Genomic DNA, 14,584 nt, shown 5'->3' with positions numbered 1-14,584 from the left:
TAAAGGGGTTCCCCCCAGGGTGAAGTCGTGGTGCACCACCAAGACCCCATCCCGGGTCAGGTGCACGTCCAGCTCAAACCCATCCAGTCCGGCCTCGAGGGCCTTGCGGAAGGACTCCAGGGTGTTTTCCCGGGCCAGATGAGGGGCGCCGCGGTGGCCTAAGCGCAGGGGCACGAGGGGAAGTATACAATGGGGCCATGGGCAAGTACGAGGCGGCGTTTTCCCGCTTGGGCGAGGAAGCCCTGGCCAAGCTGGAAGGGCCGGGTGGCTTTCTGGCCGTCACCGAAGCCCATTTGGTCTTGGTGGACGAGGCCGGTGTAAAGCGCCTGGAGCTGGCCAGGATCCGCCGGGTGGGCAAAGGAGAGGCCGGTACCCTTCTGGTGCAGGGGGAGGGGGATTCCCTGGTCCTCCCCCTGAAGGCCTTCCCCCTGGAGGAGCTCAAAGCCTTTTTGGAAGGGCTGAAACCCCACGTGGCCCGAGCCCGCAAGGCCACCTCGGCTCCCGCCCCCGTTCCCAAGGCCCCCCTTACCCAGGAAACAGCCTCCCCACCACCTCCCGAGCCCCCTAAGGCCCCGGTGTGGGAGGAGGAACCCCCTTCCAAGCGGGACTCGGTGGAACTGGCCCCGGAGCCGGAATCTCCTCCCCCGGCGCCCGTACCACAAGCCAAGGGGAGAAGAAACCCTTTGGCCCTTCCCTTGAAGATCCTTTCCCTCCTAACCCTGGCCTACACCCTGGCCTTCGTGGCCCTAAACCCGGGAGCGGATCCTTGGGTGCTGGCCGGCGTTCTCCTTGGGGGTTTAGGTTTGGCCTTGACGGAATGGTCCTTGGCTACCTCTTCGCAGTAGCCCTCCTAGGCCTCCTCAGCCTCTGGCCCAAACTAGCCCCACGGCCCCACCCGGTTCAGGTGGAAACCTGGGTGGAGGTTTCCTTCCAACCTCCCGCCCCAGAACCCGTTAGCCTCAACCAGGCCAGCCTCGAGGAGCTCATGGAACTCCCCGGCGTCGGCCCCGTGCTGGCCCAGAGGATCGTGGAGGGCCGGCCTTACACCCGTGTGGAAGACCTCCTAAGGGTGAAGGGCATCGGTCCCAAAACCCTGGAACGGCTTAGGCCTTATGTACGCCCCTGAACCACCCTCTAGGCCCATATCCCCTTGGACCTCCCCCGGGGTGGGCTTGGGACTTGGGGGGCTTTTAGGAGCCTGGGGCTTACTCTTCCCCGGGGCCTTCCTGGGCGCGTTGGGGCTTCTGCCCTTCCTCCGCCTCCCCTTGGTCTTAGGAATGGCCCTGGTGGTCCTTAGAGGCCTCCTTTTCCCCATCCCCGAACCTTCCTACGGCTCACGCCTGGAAGGAAGCTTCCGGGTACAGGGCGGGCTCACCACCTGGGAGGGACACCGGCTTTGGGTGCGGCACTTCCCGCCCCTGGAGAACGGCATCTACCACCTAAGGGGCTACCTGGCCCCTCCGGAGGCCAAGCGGAACCCCGGCGGGTTTGACCAAAGGACCTGGCTCCTTGCCCAGGGGGTGAGGGGGGTGTTTCACGTGGAACGGGCCAAGCCCCTGGCTCCCCTTCCCGATGCCCGCACCCCCTTCCGGGCCCGCCTGGCCCAGGGCCTAAGCCCCCTGGCCAAGGAGGTGATGGAGGGGCTCACCCTAGGGGAGAAGGGGGGACTGGAGGAAACCTATGTTTGGTTCCAAAAGGCGGGCCTGGCCCATCTCCTGGCCCTTTCCGGCCTCCACGTGGGCTTCCTGGTGGGTAGCCTGGTTCTCCTCCTCACCCCCTTGGGCCGGTGGCGGTACCTCCTGGCCCTCCTGGCGCTACCCTTCTATCTTTGGCTGGCTGGTCCCACCCCCTCTCTGGTGCGGGCCAGCCTGATGGCCGGGCTCTCCCTATTGGGCCTCTTCCTGGGCCTGGGAGCGGCCGGGGTGCTCCAGGCCCTGGGCCTGGCCCTTTTCCTCCAACTTCTCTGGCTTCCCCAAAGCCTCCTGAGCCTTTCCCTCCAGCTTTCCCATCTGGCGGTGCTGGGCATCGCCCTGGCCCTGCCGCCCCTTCGCCCTCCCCCAACGTTTAGGGGCTACCTCGTGGGCACCCTCCTGGCCAGCCTGGGGGCCCAGGCCCTTTTGGCCCCCCTACTCCTTCACCGCTTTGGCTTCCTCCCCCTGCTCTCCCCCCTCAGCAACCTCCTGGCCCTGCCCCTGGTGGCCCTCCTGGTACCCCTAGGCGTCCTTAAGCTCCTCCTGGGTGGGCTCCTCGCCCCCCTGGTGGAACCCTTGGCCCAGGCCCTCATCCTTCTCGCCCGCTGGGCCGGCCAAGGCCCCCTGCTTTGGTGGGGGGAGGTCTCCCCCAGAGGTTTCGCCCTCTACTACCTAGGGCTTCTACCCATATTCCTGGCCCTTTACCGCCTCCTGTCGTGGCGGCAAGCCCTTCTCCTCACCAGCCTGCCCATCCTCCTGAGCCTCCTTTCCGCCTGGCCCAAGCCCCTAGACCTTTGGGCCCTGGACGTGGGCCAGGGGGATGCCCTGCTGGCCCGGATGGGCGGAGCCGAGGTTCTGGTGGACGGAGGACGCCCCGAACAGGGGGAGAAGGTGGTGCGGGCCCTGCGGGCCCTGGGGGTAGGGGCCCTCGAGGTCCTGGTAGCCACCCATCCCGATGCCGACCACTATGGGGGCCTCCTAAGGGTGGCGGAGGAGATACCCATCGGCCTTGCCTTGCTTTCCCCGGCCTTTTCGGAAGACCATCCCCTGGTCCAGTCCCTCAAGGCCAAAGGGGTGCCCATACGCTACCCAGGAGCCGGGAGCCGTTTACGGGTGGGAAGGGGTGGCCTCGAGGTCCTCTGGCCCCCCCAGCAGCAGGCCACCGACGACCTGAGCGGCCTGGTCCTCCTCCTGGAGTTCGCCGGTCCCAAGGCCCTCCTCCCAGCGGACGTACCCCGGGAGGTGGAAAGGAAGCTGGCCTCACCCAAAGCCGAGGTGGTGAAGGTGAGCCACCACGGCTCCCGCACGGCCACAGACGAAGACCTCCTGGAGCGCATCCAGCCCCGGGTGGCCCTCATCGGCGTGGGCCGGAACCCCCACGGCCATCCCCACCCCGAGGTGCTAAAGCGCCTGGCCCAGCGGGGGATAACGATCTACCGCACCGACCAACACGGGGCGGTGCGGGTCCTCTTTGGCTACGCCTGGTAGCCCAGGCGCTCCAGGAGGGCCTCCAGTTCCTCCAGGGAACGGTAGTGGATGACCACCTTCCCCTTCCTTCCCCCCACCACCTTCACCGGCAGGCCCAAAAGCCGGGAAAGCTCCAGGGAAAGGGGGGAGGGTTCCTGGGCTTTGCGCTCCCGTTCGCGCAGCAGACGCTCCCGCAAGGCCTCGGCCTGGCGCACAGAAAGTCCCTTATCCAGGGTCTCCTTTAGGCCCCAAAGGCGGTCCTCAGGCTCCAGCATTAAAAGGGCCCGGGCGTGGCCAGCGCTGATGAGCCCTTGGTCCAGGGCCTCCAGCACCTCCTGGGGAAGCTGAAGCAACCTTAGAGCGTTGGCCACCGTGGAACGGGCCTTACCCACCCGCTTGGCCACCTCCTCCTGGGTCAGGCCCAAACCTAGCAGGGCCTGGTAGCCCCGGGCCTCCTCCAGGGGGGTGAGGTCCTCCCGCTGGAGGTTCTCCACCAAAGCCAGCTCCAAGGCCTCCTGGTCCGTGAGGTCGCGGATAACCACGGGGACCTCGCCCAGGCCTGCCATCTCTGCGGCCCGGTACCGCCTTTCCCCTGCCACCAGTTCGTAACCCTCGCCCTTAGGGCGCACCAAGAGGGGCTGGAGCAGGCCCTTCTCCCGGATGGAAGCGGCCAGTTCCTCCAGTCCCTCCTGGGAGAACCTTCTCCTCGGCTGGTGGGGATTCGGTCGGATGGCGGAAAGGGGAAGGCGCACCACGCTTCCCCTTCCCTTGGGCAGGAGGGCCTCGAGGCCCCTCCCTAAGCCGCTAGCCTTCTTGGACACGGGCGATCACCTCCTCGGCCAGGCGGCGGTAGGCGTGGGCCCCCGGGGAGGTGGGCGCATGCTGGGCGATGGTCCTGCCGAAGCTGGGGGCTTCCGCCAGGCGCACGTTCCGGGGTACCACCGTCCAGAACACCTTCTCCCCGAAGTGGGCCCTAAGCTGGGCCTCCACCTGCTGGGACAAGAGGGTACGGCCATCGTACATGGTGATGAGGATGCCCAGCAGGCGGAGGCGGGGATTCAGCCGGGTGCGCACCTCATCCAGGGTGGTGAGCAACCCCGCCACCCCTTCCAGGGCGTAATACTCCGCCTGCACCGGGACCACCACCCCATGGGCGGCCGCAAGGGCACTTAGGGTGAGGGCGGAGAGGCTAGGAGGCACGTCCAGAAGGGTGATATCGTACTCCTCGTCCCGTAAGGCCTCCCCCAGGGCCATGGGCCTTTCCAGGAGCTCCACCGTGGCCCCCACCAGCTCCGGGGTGGCCGGCAAGAGGAAGAAGCCATCCACGGGCTGCACCAAGGCTTCCAAGGGCTCCCCCTGCAAAACCTGGTACACCCCCCGGTCTGGCCGGAGCCCCAGGCCGCTGGTGGCGTTCATCTGGGGGTCCAGGTCCACCAAGAGCACCCTCTTCCCCATGCGGGCCAGGTAGGCGGCCAGGTTGATGGCGGTGGTGGTCTTACCCACCCCCCCTTTCTGGTTCACCAGGGCGATCCGCCGCAACACCTTGGACCCTAGCATAAAGGATTTTTCTCGGGCACCCCCGGGCGCCGGGGATACCTGGCCGGGGTGGGGGCCTCCTTGGCCATCACCACCAGGTTCCGCTCCTCCTGGGCCAGGGGGAGAAGCAAGGTATGGACGCTAAGCGGACCACCCCCCAGGAGGGCCAGGGCCTTGGGCAAAGGCGCCACCTCCTCCGTCACCCTCGGCCCCTTTTGCGCCACCATATACCCCCCCAGGGAGACAAAGGGCAGGCCCAGTTCCACCAAAACACATAGGGGCGCCACTGCCCGGGCCACCACTCGCCCATAGGCCTCCCGGTGCTCGGGCAGGTGGGCCAGCTCCTCCGCCCGGCCCCATAGGGGGTAGGCCCCTTTTAACCCCAGCGCCTCCACCACCTGGGCCACGAAGGCCACCTTCTTCTTGGTGGCGTCCAAAAGGGTGATCTCCAGCTCAGGCCGCACGATCTTCAAGGGAAGCCCAGGGAACCCCGCCCCTGTGCCCAGGTCTAGAACCCGGATGGCCCCCGCAAAAAGGGGTAGGGTGAGGAGGGTTAGGGAATCCAGGAAGTGCTTGACCACCACCTCCTCCTCCGTGCGCAAGGCGGTGAGGTTGGTGCGCCGGTTGGCCTCCATAAGGAGGTCGTAAAGGCGGGAGAAAGGGGAAAGGTGGGCCTCGAGGTCCAAACCTAAGGCCCGCCCTCCCTCCAGAAGAAGCTGGACGCCCTTAGGGCTCAAGCCCATTCCCACCTCCCATGTTTCACGGGAAACATCCCCCCACTAGTGGGCCAGCACCCTGAGGTGCACCAAGAGGGCCGTGAGGTCAGAGTCCCGTATCCCGGGAACCCGGGCCGCCTCCGCCACGGTGCGCGGCCTCACCCGGGAAAGCTTCTCCACGGCCTCCCGCGAAAGACCCGGAACCCGGGGAAACTCCAATCCCTCGGGAATGCGGAAGGCCTCCAGGTCCCTCAGCTTCTCCCGTAGCCGCTCCTGCCGCTCTATGTACCCCGCGTACTTGGCCCTGATCTCCACCTGCTGGGCTTCCTCCGGGCTAAGGGGGAGGGGAGGAGGAAACCGCTCGGCCAAAGCCCTATAGGTGTTCTCCGGCCGCCGCAACCACTGAAGGCCACTTACCCCCTCCACCCTTAACGCCTCTAGGCGGTTTAACTCCGCCTCTATCCGCCGGTACTTCTCCTGTACCCTTACCAGATCCTCCCGGGGCCTCAGGCCCCACTCCACCGCCAGGGGCACCAGGCGCTCGTCCGCATTGTCCGCCCGACAGAGAAGGCGGAGCTCCACCCGGGAGGTCATCATCCGATAGGGCTCATCCGTTCCCCGGCCCACCAGGTCATCCACCATCACCCCCATATAGCCGCTTTCCCGGGGCAAGTGGACCTCAGGAAGACCCAGGGCAAACCGGGCCGCATTTAGGCCGGCCAGAAGCCCCTGGGCCGCCGCCTCCTCGTACCCCGAGGTACCGTTCACTTGGCCGGCACTGAAAAGCCCGGGCAGCAATCGGGACTGCAGGCCCCGGGTGAGCTCCGTGGGATCCAGGCTGTCGTACTCCACCGCATAGGCGTACCGCTGGATCACCGCCCGCCCAAACCCCGGCAAGCTCCTCACCATCTCCTCCTGAAGCTCAGGCGGCAGGCTGGAGGAAAACCCCTGCAGGTACACCTCGCTGGTGGCGAGCCCGTCGGGCTCCACAAAGAGGAGGTGGCTTTCCTTGTCGGAAAAACGCACCACCTTGTCCTCAATGGAGGGGCAGTAGCGAGGTCCGATGCCCACAATGTCCCCCGCATAAAGAGGGGAAAGGTGCAGGTTCTCCAGGATCAGGTGGTGAGTCCGGGGCGTGGTCCGGGTCTGCCAGGTGGGGAGCCGGGTGGCATAGGGACCCAGGTTTCCGGTGAAGCTTCCCGGGGGCACCTCAGGGGGCACCACCTCCAGCTCGCCAAACTCCACGGAGTCCGCCCGGATCCTGGGTGGGGTGCCGGTTTTAAAGCGCCGCAGGGTGTGGCCCACCGCCCTCAGGCTCTGGGAGAGGAACCGCGCGGGAGGCTCCCCCTGCCGCCCCGCCGGCCGGGACCGCCGCCCATACCAAACCACCCCGCCCAAGAAGGTACCCCCCGCCACCACCACCGCCTTGGCGGCGATCCCCCGCCCGTCCACGGTGCGCACCCCAAGAAGCCTCCCCGCCTCCACCCAAAGGCCCGCCACTTCCCCCCGGATCACCTCTAGTGGCCTCTCCGCCAGGATTTCCTGGGCCTTGAGGGCGTAGAGATCCCTGTCCACCTGGACCCGCAAGCTTTGCACCGCCGGCCCCTTGGACCGGTTCAGCACCCGGGTGTGGATGGCGGTTGCGTCCGCCGCCCGGCCCATAAGGCCCCCGAGGGCGGTGAGCTCCGCCACCAGCTGGCTCTTCCCGGGCCCGCCCACCGCCGGATTGCAGGGCATCATGCCTATGCGCTCGGGGTTGATGGTCACCAGGGCCACCCGCACCCCCAAGGCTGCCGCCGCCCACGCAGCCTCAATGCCGGCATGCCCACCTCCCACCACCACCACGTCGTACCCCATCCCACCCTCCACTTTACCCAAGGCCTTGGCGTAGAATGTTCCTCCGGAAACGCGGGGGGGTAGCCTTGACCCACGAGGCCATCTGGCAACACATCCTGGAGCACATCCGTCGCAACATCACCGAGGTGGAGTTCCACACCTGGTTTGAGCGCATCCGCCCCCTGGGTATCCAGGATGGGGTGCTGCAACTGGCGGTGCCCACCTCCTTCGCCCTGGACTGGATCAAACGGCACTACGCCGAGCTGATCCAGGAAGCCCTGAGCCTCCTGGGTGCCCAAGCCCCTCGGTTTGAGCTCAAGGTGGTGCCCAGCGTGGCCGTCCAGGAGGATATCTTCCACACCCCCCCCACCCCTGAGACCGCCAAACCCAACCTCAATCCCAAATACACCTTTGAGAACTTCGTGGTGGGTCCCAACAACTCCATGGCCCATGCGGCGGCGGTGGCGGTGGCCGAGTCTCCGGGAAGGGCCTACAACCCCCTTTTCATCTACGGGGGCGTGGGCCTGGGTAAAACCCACCTCATGCACGCGGTGGGCCACTCCGTGGCCAAACGGTTCCCCCACCTGAAGATTGAGTACGTGTCCACGGAAACCTTCACCAACGAGCTCATCAACGCCATCCGTGAGGACCGCATGACGGAGTTCCGCGAGCGCTACCGCTCCGTGGACCTCCTTTTGGTGGACGACATCCAGTTCATAGCCGGCAAGGAGCGCACCCAGGAGGAGTTCTTTCACACCTTTAACGCCCTTTACGAGGCCCACAAGCAGATCATCCTCTCCTCCGACCGGCCCCCCAAGGACATCCTGACCCTCGAGGCCCGCCTAAGAAGCCGGTTTGAATGGGGCCTCATCACCGACATCCAGCCCCCCGACCTGGAGACCCGCATCGCCATCCTCAAGATGAACGCCGAACAACGGGGCCTACGCATCAGCGAGGAGGTGCTGGAGTACATCGCCCGCCAAGTGACCTCCAACATCCGCGAGCTGGAGGGGGCCCTGATGCGCACCATCGCCTATGCTTCCCTAAACGGGGTGGAGCTGACCCGGGCTGTGGCCACCAAGGCCCTTTCCGACATCTTCGCCTCCAGGGAGGTGGAGGTTGACCCCCAAGAGATCGTGCGCAAGGTGGCCGAATACTTCTCCCTCCGCCCCGAGGAGCTCCTGGGCGGGGGGAGGCGTAAGGAGGTGGTCCTGCCCCGCCAGATCGCCATGTTCCTGGTTCGCGAGCTCACCCGCTCCTCCCTACCGGAGATCGGCCAGCTTTTCGGGGGACGGGACCACACCACCGTTCTTTACGCCATCCAAAAGGTTCAGGAACTTTCGGAAAGCGACCGCGAGGTGCAGAAGCTGCTTCGCAGCCTGAAAGAGGCCCTGTCATGACCCCTGTGGATAACCTGTGGATAACCCTGTGGATAACCCGGGTTTTTCTGTGGATAACCTTGTGGACAACCTGTGGAAAACCTGGCCCCTTCTCTAGCCTGTGGATAACTGGCCAGTTATCCACAGCTTATCCACAGGCTAAGGCCAGTTATCCACAGGAGTTTTCCACATGCGGTTTGCTCTCCCTGACGGGATTTATCCCCCTTTATCCACATATCCACAGCCCCTACTACTACGACTACTATCCTTATAAAGCTTTAAAAAAGAACCTAGTAATAGCAGTAGAGAGGAGGAAGCCACAATGAAAGTAACCGTTCCTAAAAGCCTGCTTACCGAGCACGTCTCCTTGTTGGAAAGGGTCATACCCACGCGGAGCTCCAACCCCCTTTTCACCTACTTGGGCCTGGCCCTTTCCCCGGGGGTCCTGACCCTGTTTGGAACCAACGGGGAAGTGGATCTGGAGGTACGCCTCCACCTTTCCGCCGAGGGGGAGGGGCGCTTTCTGGTTCCGGCCCAGCCCTTCTTCCAACTGGTGCGCAGCCTTCCCGGGGACCAAGTGGAGCTGGCCTTTGGCGGGGAGCTTTTCCTTTCCTCGGGCTCCTTCAACACCCGGCTGAGCCTGGCGCCCGATGAGGGTTACCCGGAGTTGTTCTTCCCTAGCCATGAGGGACCCTCGGAGCCTTACCCCTTGCAGACCTTGCTTTCCGTGGAGGAGCTTCACCGGGCCCTTTCCCATGTGCGCTACGCCGCCAGCAACGAGGAATACCGCGCCATTTTCCGGGGCGTTCAGCTGGAGTTCTCCGAGAAGGGGTTGCGCTCCGTGGCCTCCGATGGGTACCGGTTGGCCCTTTACGGGCTTGCCAAGCCCCAGCCCTTCACCAAGAAGGCGGTGGTGCCCGCCCGCAGTGTGGATGAGATGGTACGGGTGCTCAAGGCCATGGGGGAAGGCGAGGTGGCCCTGGCCCTAGGCCCAGGTGTCCTGGGCTTGGCCACGGGAGGCCTGGCGGATTCCCCCCAGGGGCAGGTGCGGATGGCGGTTCGGCTTATGGAAGGGGAGTTTCCCGATTATGAGCGGGTGATCCCCAAGGAGTTTCCCTTGAAGGCCACCTTTGAGGTGGAAGCTTTCCGTGAGGCCTTGCGCCGGGTTAGCGTCCTTGCTGACCGGCAGAACCATCGGGTAGACCTCATGTTTGAGGAGGGCCGGGCCATGCTTTCCGCGGAAGGGGATTATGGGAAAAGCCGGGAGGAGATCCCGGTGCGCCTCGAGGGCCCACCCCTGGCGGTGGCCTACAATGCCCGTTACCTCCTGGAGGCCCTTTCCCCCCTATCGGGTGAGGCTAGCCTGTTCCTCTCTGGTCCCACCAGCCCAAGCCTCCTCCGTCCCCTAGAGGCTTCGGCCCGTGCTCCCGGGGAAGGGTACCAGGCGGTGGTGGTGCCCCTCAGGGTGTAAACTTTAGCCGGGATGACGGGAAGGGCTTCCATAAGCCCTACGGGAGGAATCCATGACCACAATCGTCAGCGTGAAGGCCAGGGAGGTTTTGGACTCCAGAGGCTTTCCCACGGTGGAAGCCGAGGTGGAGCTGGAGGGGGGGGCCAAGGGAAGGGCTATGGTTCCCTCCGGGGCCTCCACGGGTACCCACGAGGCCCTGGAGCTACGGGATGGGGGCCGGCGCTACCTGGGAAAGGGGGTGCGCCGGGCGGTGGAGAGCATCCAGGAGCGGATAGCCCCTGAGCTCATAGGCCTGGACGCCCTGGACCAGGAGGGGGTGGACCGGGCCATGCTAGAGCTGGACGGCACCCCCAACAAGGCCAACCTGGGGGCCAACGCCGTCCTGGCGGTTTCCCTGGCCACGGCCCGGGCGGCGGCGGAGGCCTTGGGCTTGCCTCTATACCGCTACCTGGGGGGCGTGCAAGGGGCGGTCCTGCCCGTTCCCCTCATGAACGTGATCAACGGGGGAAAGCATGCCGATAACCGGGTGGATTTCCAGGAGTTCATGTTGGTGCCCGCAGGGGTGGAGAGTTTTTCCGAGGCCCTGCGGGTGGGGGCTGAGGTCTTTCACACCCTGAAGGGGGTGCTGAAGGAGAAAGGGTACAGCACCAACGTGGGGGATGAGGGGGGTTTTGCCCCGGACCTCAAGAGCAACGAGGAGGCCGTGGAGCTCCTTCTCTTGGCCATTGAGCGGGCAGGTTATACCCCGGGCCAGGAGGTGTCCTTGGCCCTGGATCCGGCGGCCAGCGAGCTTTACCGGGAAGGCAGGTACCACCTAGAGGGGGAAGGCCGGGTCCTTTCCTCGGAGGAGATGGTGGAGTTCTGGGCCTCCTGGGTGGAGAAGTACCCGATCCGCTCCATAGAGGACGGTCTGGCGGAGGACGACTGGGAAGGCTGGCGGCTTCTTACCGAGCGCCTGGGTAGCCGTATCCAACTGGTGGGGGACGATCTTTTCGTTACCCATCCCCAAAGGCTCCGCCAGGGGATTGAGAGGGGGGTGGCCAACGCCATCTTGGTGAAGGTGAACCAGATCGGTACCCTTTCCGAGACCCTCGAGGCCATCCGCCTGGCCCAGCGCTCCGGCTACCGGGCGGTGATCAGCCACCGTTCCGGGGAGACCGAGGACAGCTTCATCGCCGACCTTGCGGTGGCGGTGAACGCCGGCCAGATCAAGACGGGTTCCCTCTCCCGGTCGGATCGCCTTGCCAAGTACAACCAGCTCCTGCGCATTGAGGAGGAGCTAGGGCGTGCGGCGCGCTTTCTCGGATATGAAGCCTTTTAAGCGCACCAAGATCGTGGCCACCCTGGGGCCCGCCTCGGACTCCAAGGAGGCCATCCGGGCCTTGGCGGAGGCGGGAGCGGACGTTTTTCGCCTGAACTTCAGCCACGGAACCCACGAGGAGCACCGCCGGCGGGCGGCTTGGGTGCGGGAGGTGGGGAGGGAGCTGGGCAAAACCCTGGCCCTTCTCCAAGACCTCCAGGGGCCTAAAATCCGCATAGGCCGCTTTAAGGAGGGCCGGGTGGAGCTTAAGGTGGGCCAGCCCTTCATCCTCACCCGGGCTCCCGTGGAGGGGGACGAAGGGCGGGTTTCCCTCACCTACAAGGGGCTTCCCGAGGACGTGGCCCCTGGGCAGGTGCTCCTTCTGGACGATGGCCGCCTGCGCCTTCGGGTGGAGAGGGTCCAGGGGGACGAGATCCACACCGTGGTGGAGCTTGGGGGAGTTCTTTCCGACAGCAAGGGCATCAACGTCCCGGGTTCGGATCTTTCCATCCCTGCCCTTTCGGAAAAGGACATCCAGGACCTGGCCCTGGGGGCGGAGCTGGGGGTGGACTGGGTGGCGGTGTCCTTCGTGCGCACCCGGGATGACCTCCTTTTGGCCCGGCACTACCTGGCCCGGCACGGTTCCCGGGCCCGGCTCATGGCCAAGATAGAGAAGCCCTCCGCCGTCTACCGCTTTGAGGAGATCCTCGAGGAGGCCGACGGCATCATGGTGGCCCGGGGGGACCTGGGGGTGGAGATGCCCTTGGAGGAGGTGCCCATTGTGCAAAAGCGCCTCATCCTCAAGGCCATCGCTGCGGGCAAGCCGGTGATCACCGCCACCCAGATGCTGGAGTCCATGGTGCAGAACCCCAGCCCCACCCGGGCCGAGGCCTCGGATGTGGCCAACGCCATCTTTGACGGGACGGATGCCGTGATGCTTTCCGCAGAAACCGCCGCCGGAGCCTACCCGGTGGAGGCCGTGGCCACCATGACCCGGATCGCTCGGGTGGTGGAATCCTCCCCTGAGTTCTTGCAGAAGCTCAACGTCCTTCGCCCCGCACCCACCCCCACCACCCAGGACGCCATCGCCCAGGCGGCGGACGACATCGTGGAGGCGGTGGAGGCCCGGGCCATCGTGGTCTTTACCGCCACGGGAAGCTCCGCCAGGCGCATCGCCCGTACCCGGCCCCGGGTACCCATCCTGGCCCTCACCCCTAACCCCGAGGTGGAGCGGCAACTGGCCTTGGTCTGGGGGGTTCTCCCGCACCTGGCCCCTGACCCCCAGGACACCGACGACATGGTGCGGATCGCCTTGGAGAAGGTGAAGGCCTGTGGCCTGGCCCAGGTGGGGGAGAGGGTGGTGATCGCCGCTGGGGTGCCCTTTGGCGTGCGGGGGACCACCAACCTCATCCGGGTGGAGCGGGTGAGCTGATACCCTCCCACCCTGGCCCTGCCAGGGTGGGGCCCAGATAGGGCCTTTTGCAGGCCCGATCCCGGACTAAGCCTTCCTGGGGGAGGAGGTCCCCTTTAGGGAGCATAAAGGGCCAAAGCGCTCACCACCGGCCTGGGAAAGCCTTGGTAGGGACTTCTCAGCCGGCCTTTGACCCAAAGCTGGGCCGAGCCCCCTCCGTCCATCCGCAGGGCGTTCCAGGCCCCCAGGGAGAGGAGGGCCCGGGCCAGGACCCCAGGGGTGGTGGGCTCGGAAACCAAGAGCCAAAGCCTTCCCTCCCGGGTCCAGGCCACCGCCGCCTGAGGGGCCACCGCCTGAAGCGGCCTGGGATCGCGGAAGTTTTCCTGGCTCGGGTCAAAGGCGTACTGGCCTTCCCTGACCAGGAGGGGGCCGCCCTCGAGGGCGTAGCGGAAGGGCGGGTCTAGGCGGCCAAAGAGGCTTAAGGAGTCCCCTGGCCTAAGGGGGAAGGGGGGAGCCCCCTTGGGGAAGGCCAGGGCCCAGGCCCCAGGGGGAAGCTCCTGGGGGGCCTGGAGGATGGCTTGCACCCGGTCCCCCATCACCAAGACCACCTCCTCCCCTTCCCGCCCCACGGGGCCGGGAACAGTGTAGGCGGTGTAGCGGGCGCGAGAGGTGTTCATCCCCACCCGCACCCGTTCCCCACTGGGGCCTCTTACCACCGCCTCAAACTTGGGAAATCCCATAAAGAAACTGAAGCCATCCCACAGGAGGGCCACCCGGCCATAAGGGTAGGAGACCGTCACCCCATCCTGCACCCAAAGGCCTATAGGGGTGCCGCTTTTGGGGTCAAAGTAGCCCCCGTTGAGGACCGCTAAGGCGTCCTGGGCCAAGTCCTTGGGCAGGGCCCTTGCCCCAGGCCGGCCCACGGGGATGAGCCTTCCCCGTTCCGCCTCCACCAGGTAGAGCCTTAAGGGGTCAGGGGCAAAGGCCCAGACCTCCCGGTAGCGGATTCCGGGGGCCAGGGGTTCGGCCACCTCCGGCTCCAGGGGGTACAGGTCCAGGACCAGCCGAGGGGGGTTTTCCAAGGGGAAAAGCCGGTAACGAAGCAACTTTCCCTTGGCGAAAAGGCTCAGTTCCGTGCCCGTGGGCAGAAGCCGCACCCTGGCCTCCACTCCTTTGGGCCAGGCAACCTGGAGCGTTCCCAAGGCCAGGTAGGGGAGAAGAAGGGTCAGGCGCTCGTGCCCTTGGGAGTCCTGGGGCCGGCCGGGATAGGGCTGGGCGAGGTCCAGGACCAGGCGGAAGGCCCGTCCCTGGAGGCCGTAGCGCGCCTGGGCTTCCGGCACCTGGAAGTAGCCGAGGGCCTTCAGGGCCTCGAGGGGGATCCTTTCCCCCTCGGGTGGGGGGAGGCTGGCCTCCCAGGGTTCGGCCCAGCCCACCCCCGGCACATACACGAGCCGAACCCCTCCGCCCTCGTAGACCCAGGCCCCGTTCTCCTCCCGGAAGGTGAGGCCATAGGTGCTGGCGGGAAGCAGGGTCTGGGCCAGGGAACAGGAGAAGAATAGGAGAAGGGCCAGTTCCTTCCTCCAGGGAATGCCGCTAAGCCTCATCCCTCCATGGGAGCAGATGGCGGTGAGAAAGCGCTTAGAAAGCGTTTATCCTTTCACCACAATGAGGGGCCTTAAGCGGGCCACCTTCTTACCGATCCCTGCCCCCTGGACCGCCTCCACCACCACGGAAACATCCTTGTAGGCCTCGGGCATCTCCTCGTCCACGGTGGCCT

At 65.8% G+C, this 14,584-nt stretch carries 15 protein-coding genes; 8 read left to right on the top strand and 7 right to left on the bottom strand.

The window, feature by feature from the left end; translation table 11 throughout:
• The coding region (locus Q0693_RS02335) for a glycerophosphodiester phosphodiesterase (protein ID WP_298628888.1) at nt 1-174 on the bottom strand (174 nt) is incomplete at its 3' end.
• 23 nt (nt 175-197) lie between these two features.
• Between Q0693_RS02335 and Q0693_RS02330 the strand changes: the two genes are divergently transcribed.
• From Q0693_RS02330 to Q0693_RS02320, 3 genes are read left to right on the top strand one after another with little or no spacing between them, the layout of a single operon-like run.
• Nucleotides 198-845 carry a YcxB family protein gene (locus Q0693_RS02330; protein ID WP_298628883.1) on the top strand — a complete coding sequence of 216 codons (648 nt, stop codon included), beginning with the start codon at nt 198-200 and terminating at the stop codon, nt 843-845.
• On the top strand, nt 818-1,126 hold the full coding sequence (locus tag Q0693_RS02325; RefSeq protein WP_298628881.1) for a helix-hairpin-helix domain-containing protein: 309 nt from the start codon (nt 818-820) through the stop codon (nt 1,124-1,126). The genes Q0693_RS02330 and Q0693_RS02325 overlap by 28 nt, the downstream gene beginning before the upstream one ends.
• A complete protein-coding gene (locus tag Q0693_RS02320) occupies nt 1,113-3,179 on the top strand; it encodes a DNA internalization-related competence protein ComEC/Rec2 (protein WP_298628879.1) in 2,067 nt (688 codons plus the stop codon). The genes Q0693_RS02325 and Q0693_RS02320 overlap by 14 nt, the downstream gene beginning before the upstream one ends.
• Here the strand turns inward: Q0693_RS02320 and Q0693_RS02315 are convergent.
• The 4 genes from Q0693_RS02315 to mnmG are packed head-to-tail and all read right to left on the bottom strand — an operon-like array spanning nt 3,167 to nt 7,288.
• Nucleotides 3,167-3,979, bottom strand: coding sequence for a ParB/RepB/Spo0J family partition protein (locus Q0693_RS02315; protein WP_298628877.1), 813 nt, complete (start codon nt 3,977-3,979; stop codon nt 3,167-3,169). The genes Q0693_RS02320 and Q0693_RS02315 overlap by 13 nt on opposite strands.
• On the bottom strand, nt 3,963-4,715 hold the full coding sequence (gene soj, locus Q0693_RS02310; RefSeq protein ID WP_243032079.1) for a chromosome-partitioning ATPase Soj: 753 nt from the start codon (nt 4,713-4,715) through the stop codon (nt 3,963-3,965). The genes Q0693_RS02315 and soj overlap by 17 nt, the downstream gene beginning before the upstream one ends.
• Complete coding sequence (gene rsmG / locus Q0693_RS02305) at nt 4,709-5,437, bottom strand: 16S rRNA (guanine(527)-N(7))-methyltransferase RsmG (protein WP_243032070.1); 729 nt, start codon at nt 5,435-5,437, stop codon at nt 4,709-4,711. Before rsmG ends, soj begins: the two co-directional genes overlap by 7 nt.
• 36 nt (nt 5,438-5,473) lie before the next feature.
• A complete protein-coding gene (gene mnmG / locus Q0693_RS02300) occupies nt 5,474-7,288 on the bottom strand; it encodes a tRNA uridine-5-carboxymethylaminomethyl(34) synthesis enzyme MnmG (RefSeq protein WP_298628872.1) in 1,815 nt (604 codons plus the stop codon).
• Between the two features lie 44 nt (nt 7,289-7,332).
• On the opposite strand from mnmG, the gene dnaA reads away from it, so the two are divergent.
• Genes dnaA through pyk form a run of 5 tightly spaced genes read left to right on the top strand, consistent with a single transcriptional unit; the run spans nt 7,333 to nt 12,828 of the window.
• Nucleotides 7,333-8,646 carry a chromosomal replication initiator protein DnaA gene (gene dnaA / locus Q0693_RS02295; RefSeq protein WP_298628870.1) on the top strand — a complete coding sequence of 438 codons (1,314 nt, stop codon included), beginning with the start codon at nt 7,333-7,335 and terminating at the stop codon, nt 8,644-8,646.
• Nucleotides 8,643-8,951, top strand: a complete 309-nt coding sequence (locus Q0693_RS02290; protein ID WP_298628868.1) for a hypothetical protein — start codon at nt 8,643-8,645, stop codon at nt 8,949-8,951. Before dnaA ends, Q0693_RS02290 begins: the two co-directional genes overlap by 4 nt.
• Nucleotides 8,948-10,096 (top strand): DNA polymerase III subunit beta, encoded by a 1,149-nt coding sequence (gene dnaN, locus Q0693_RS02285; RefSeq protein WP_243032050.1) that lies wholly within the window; start codon nt 8,948-8,950, stop codon nt 10,094-10,096. Before Q0693_RS02290 ends, dnaN begins: the two co-directional genes overlap by 4 nt.
• Nucleotides 10,097-10,148: 52 nt before the next feature.
• On the top strand, nt 10,149-11,417 hold the full coding sequence (eno, locus tag Q0693_RS02280; RefSeq protein WP_243032048.1) for a phosphopyruvate hydratase: 1,269 nt from the start codon (nt 10,149-10,151) through the stop codon (nt 11,415-11,417).
• Nucleotides 11,404-12,828 (top strand): pyruvate kinase, encoded by a 1,425-nt coding sequence (gene pyk / locus Q0693_RS02275; RefSeq protein ID WP_243032090.1) that lies wholly within the window; start codon nt 11,404-11,406, stop codon nt 12,826-12,828. Before eno ends, pyk begins: the two co-directional genes overlap by 14 nt.
• A 95-nt stretch (nt 12,829-12,923) precedes the next feature.
• Here pyk and Q0693_RS02270 read toward each other — a convergent pair whose 3' ends face one another.
• A complete protein-coding gene (locus Q0693_RS02270; RefSeq protein WP_298628862.1) occupies nt 12,924-14,411 on the bottom strand; it encodes a phosphodiester glycosidase family protein in 1,488 nt (495 codons plus the stop codon).
• Nucleotides 14,412-14,456: 45 nt separating this feature from the next.
• The coding region (locus Q0693_RS02265; RefSeq protein ID WP_298628885.1) for an RtcB family protein at nt 14,457-14,584 on the bottom strand (128 nt) is incomplete at its 5' end.

The organism is uncultured Thermus sp., from assembly GCF_938010445.1.
Classification (GTDB): Bacteria; Deinococcota; Deinococci; order Deinococcales; family Thermaceae; genus Thermus; species Thermus altitudinis.
This window is presented reverse-complemented; position numbering and strand designations above follow the sequence as displayed.

Bases quoted from the DNA above. Each gene is read 5' to 3' on its own strand.
- Q0693_RS02330 (WP_298628883.1), top strand. From the start codon at position 198: ATGGGCAAGTACGAGGCGGCGTTTTCCCGCTTGGGCGAGGAAGCCCTG.
- Q0693_RS02325 (WP_298628881.1), top strand. From the start codon at position 818: ATGGTCCTTGGCTACCTCTTCGCAGTAGCCCTCCTAGGCCTCCTCAGC.
- Q0693_RS02320 (WP_298628879.1), top strand. From the start codon at position 1,113: ATGTACGCCCCTGAACCACCCTCTAGGCCCATATCCCCTTGGACCTCC.
- soj (WP_243032079.1), bottom strand. From the start codon at position 4,715: ATGCTAGGGTCCAAGGTGTTGCGGCGGATCGCCCTGGTGAACCAGAAA.
- rsmG (WP_243032070.1), bottom strand. From the start codon at position 5,437: ATGGGCTTGAGCCCTAAGGGCGTCCAGCTTCTTCTGGAGGGAGGGCGG.
- Q0693_RS02290 (WP_298628868.1), top strand. From the start codon at position 8,643: ATGACCCCTGTGGATAACCTGTGGATAACCCTGTGGATAACCCGGGTT.
- dnaN (WP_243032050.1), top strand. From the start codon at position 8,948: ATGAAAGTAACCGTTCCTAAAAGCCTGCTTACCGAGCACGTCTCCTTG.
- eno (WP_243032048.1), top strand. From the start codon at position 10,149: ATGACCACAATCGTCAGCGTGAAGGCCAGGGAGGTTTTGGACTCCAGA.
- pyk (WP_243032090.1), top strand. From the start codon at position 11,404: ATGAAGCCTTTTAAGCGCACCAAGATCGTGGCCACCCTGGGGCCCGCC.
- Q0693_RS02270 (WP_298628862.1), bottom strand. From the start codon at position 14,411: ATGAGGCTTAGCGGCATTCCCTGGAGGAAGGAACTGGCCCTTCTCCTA.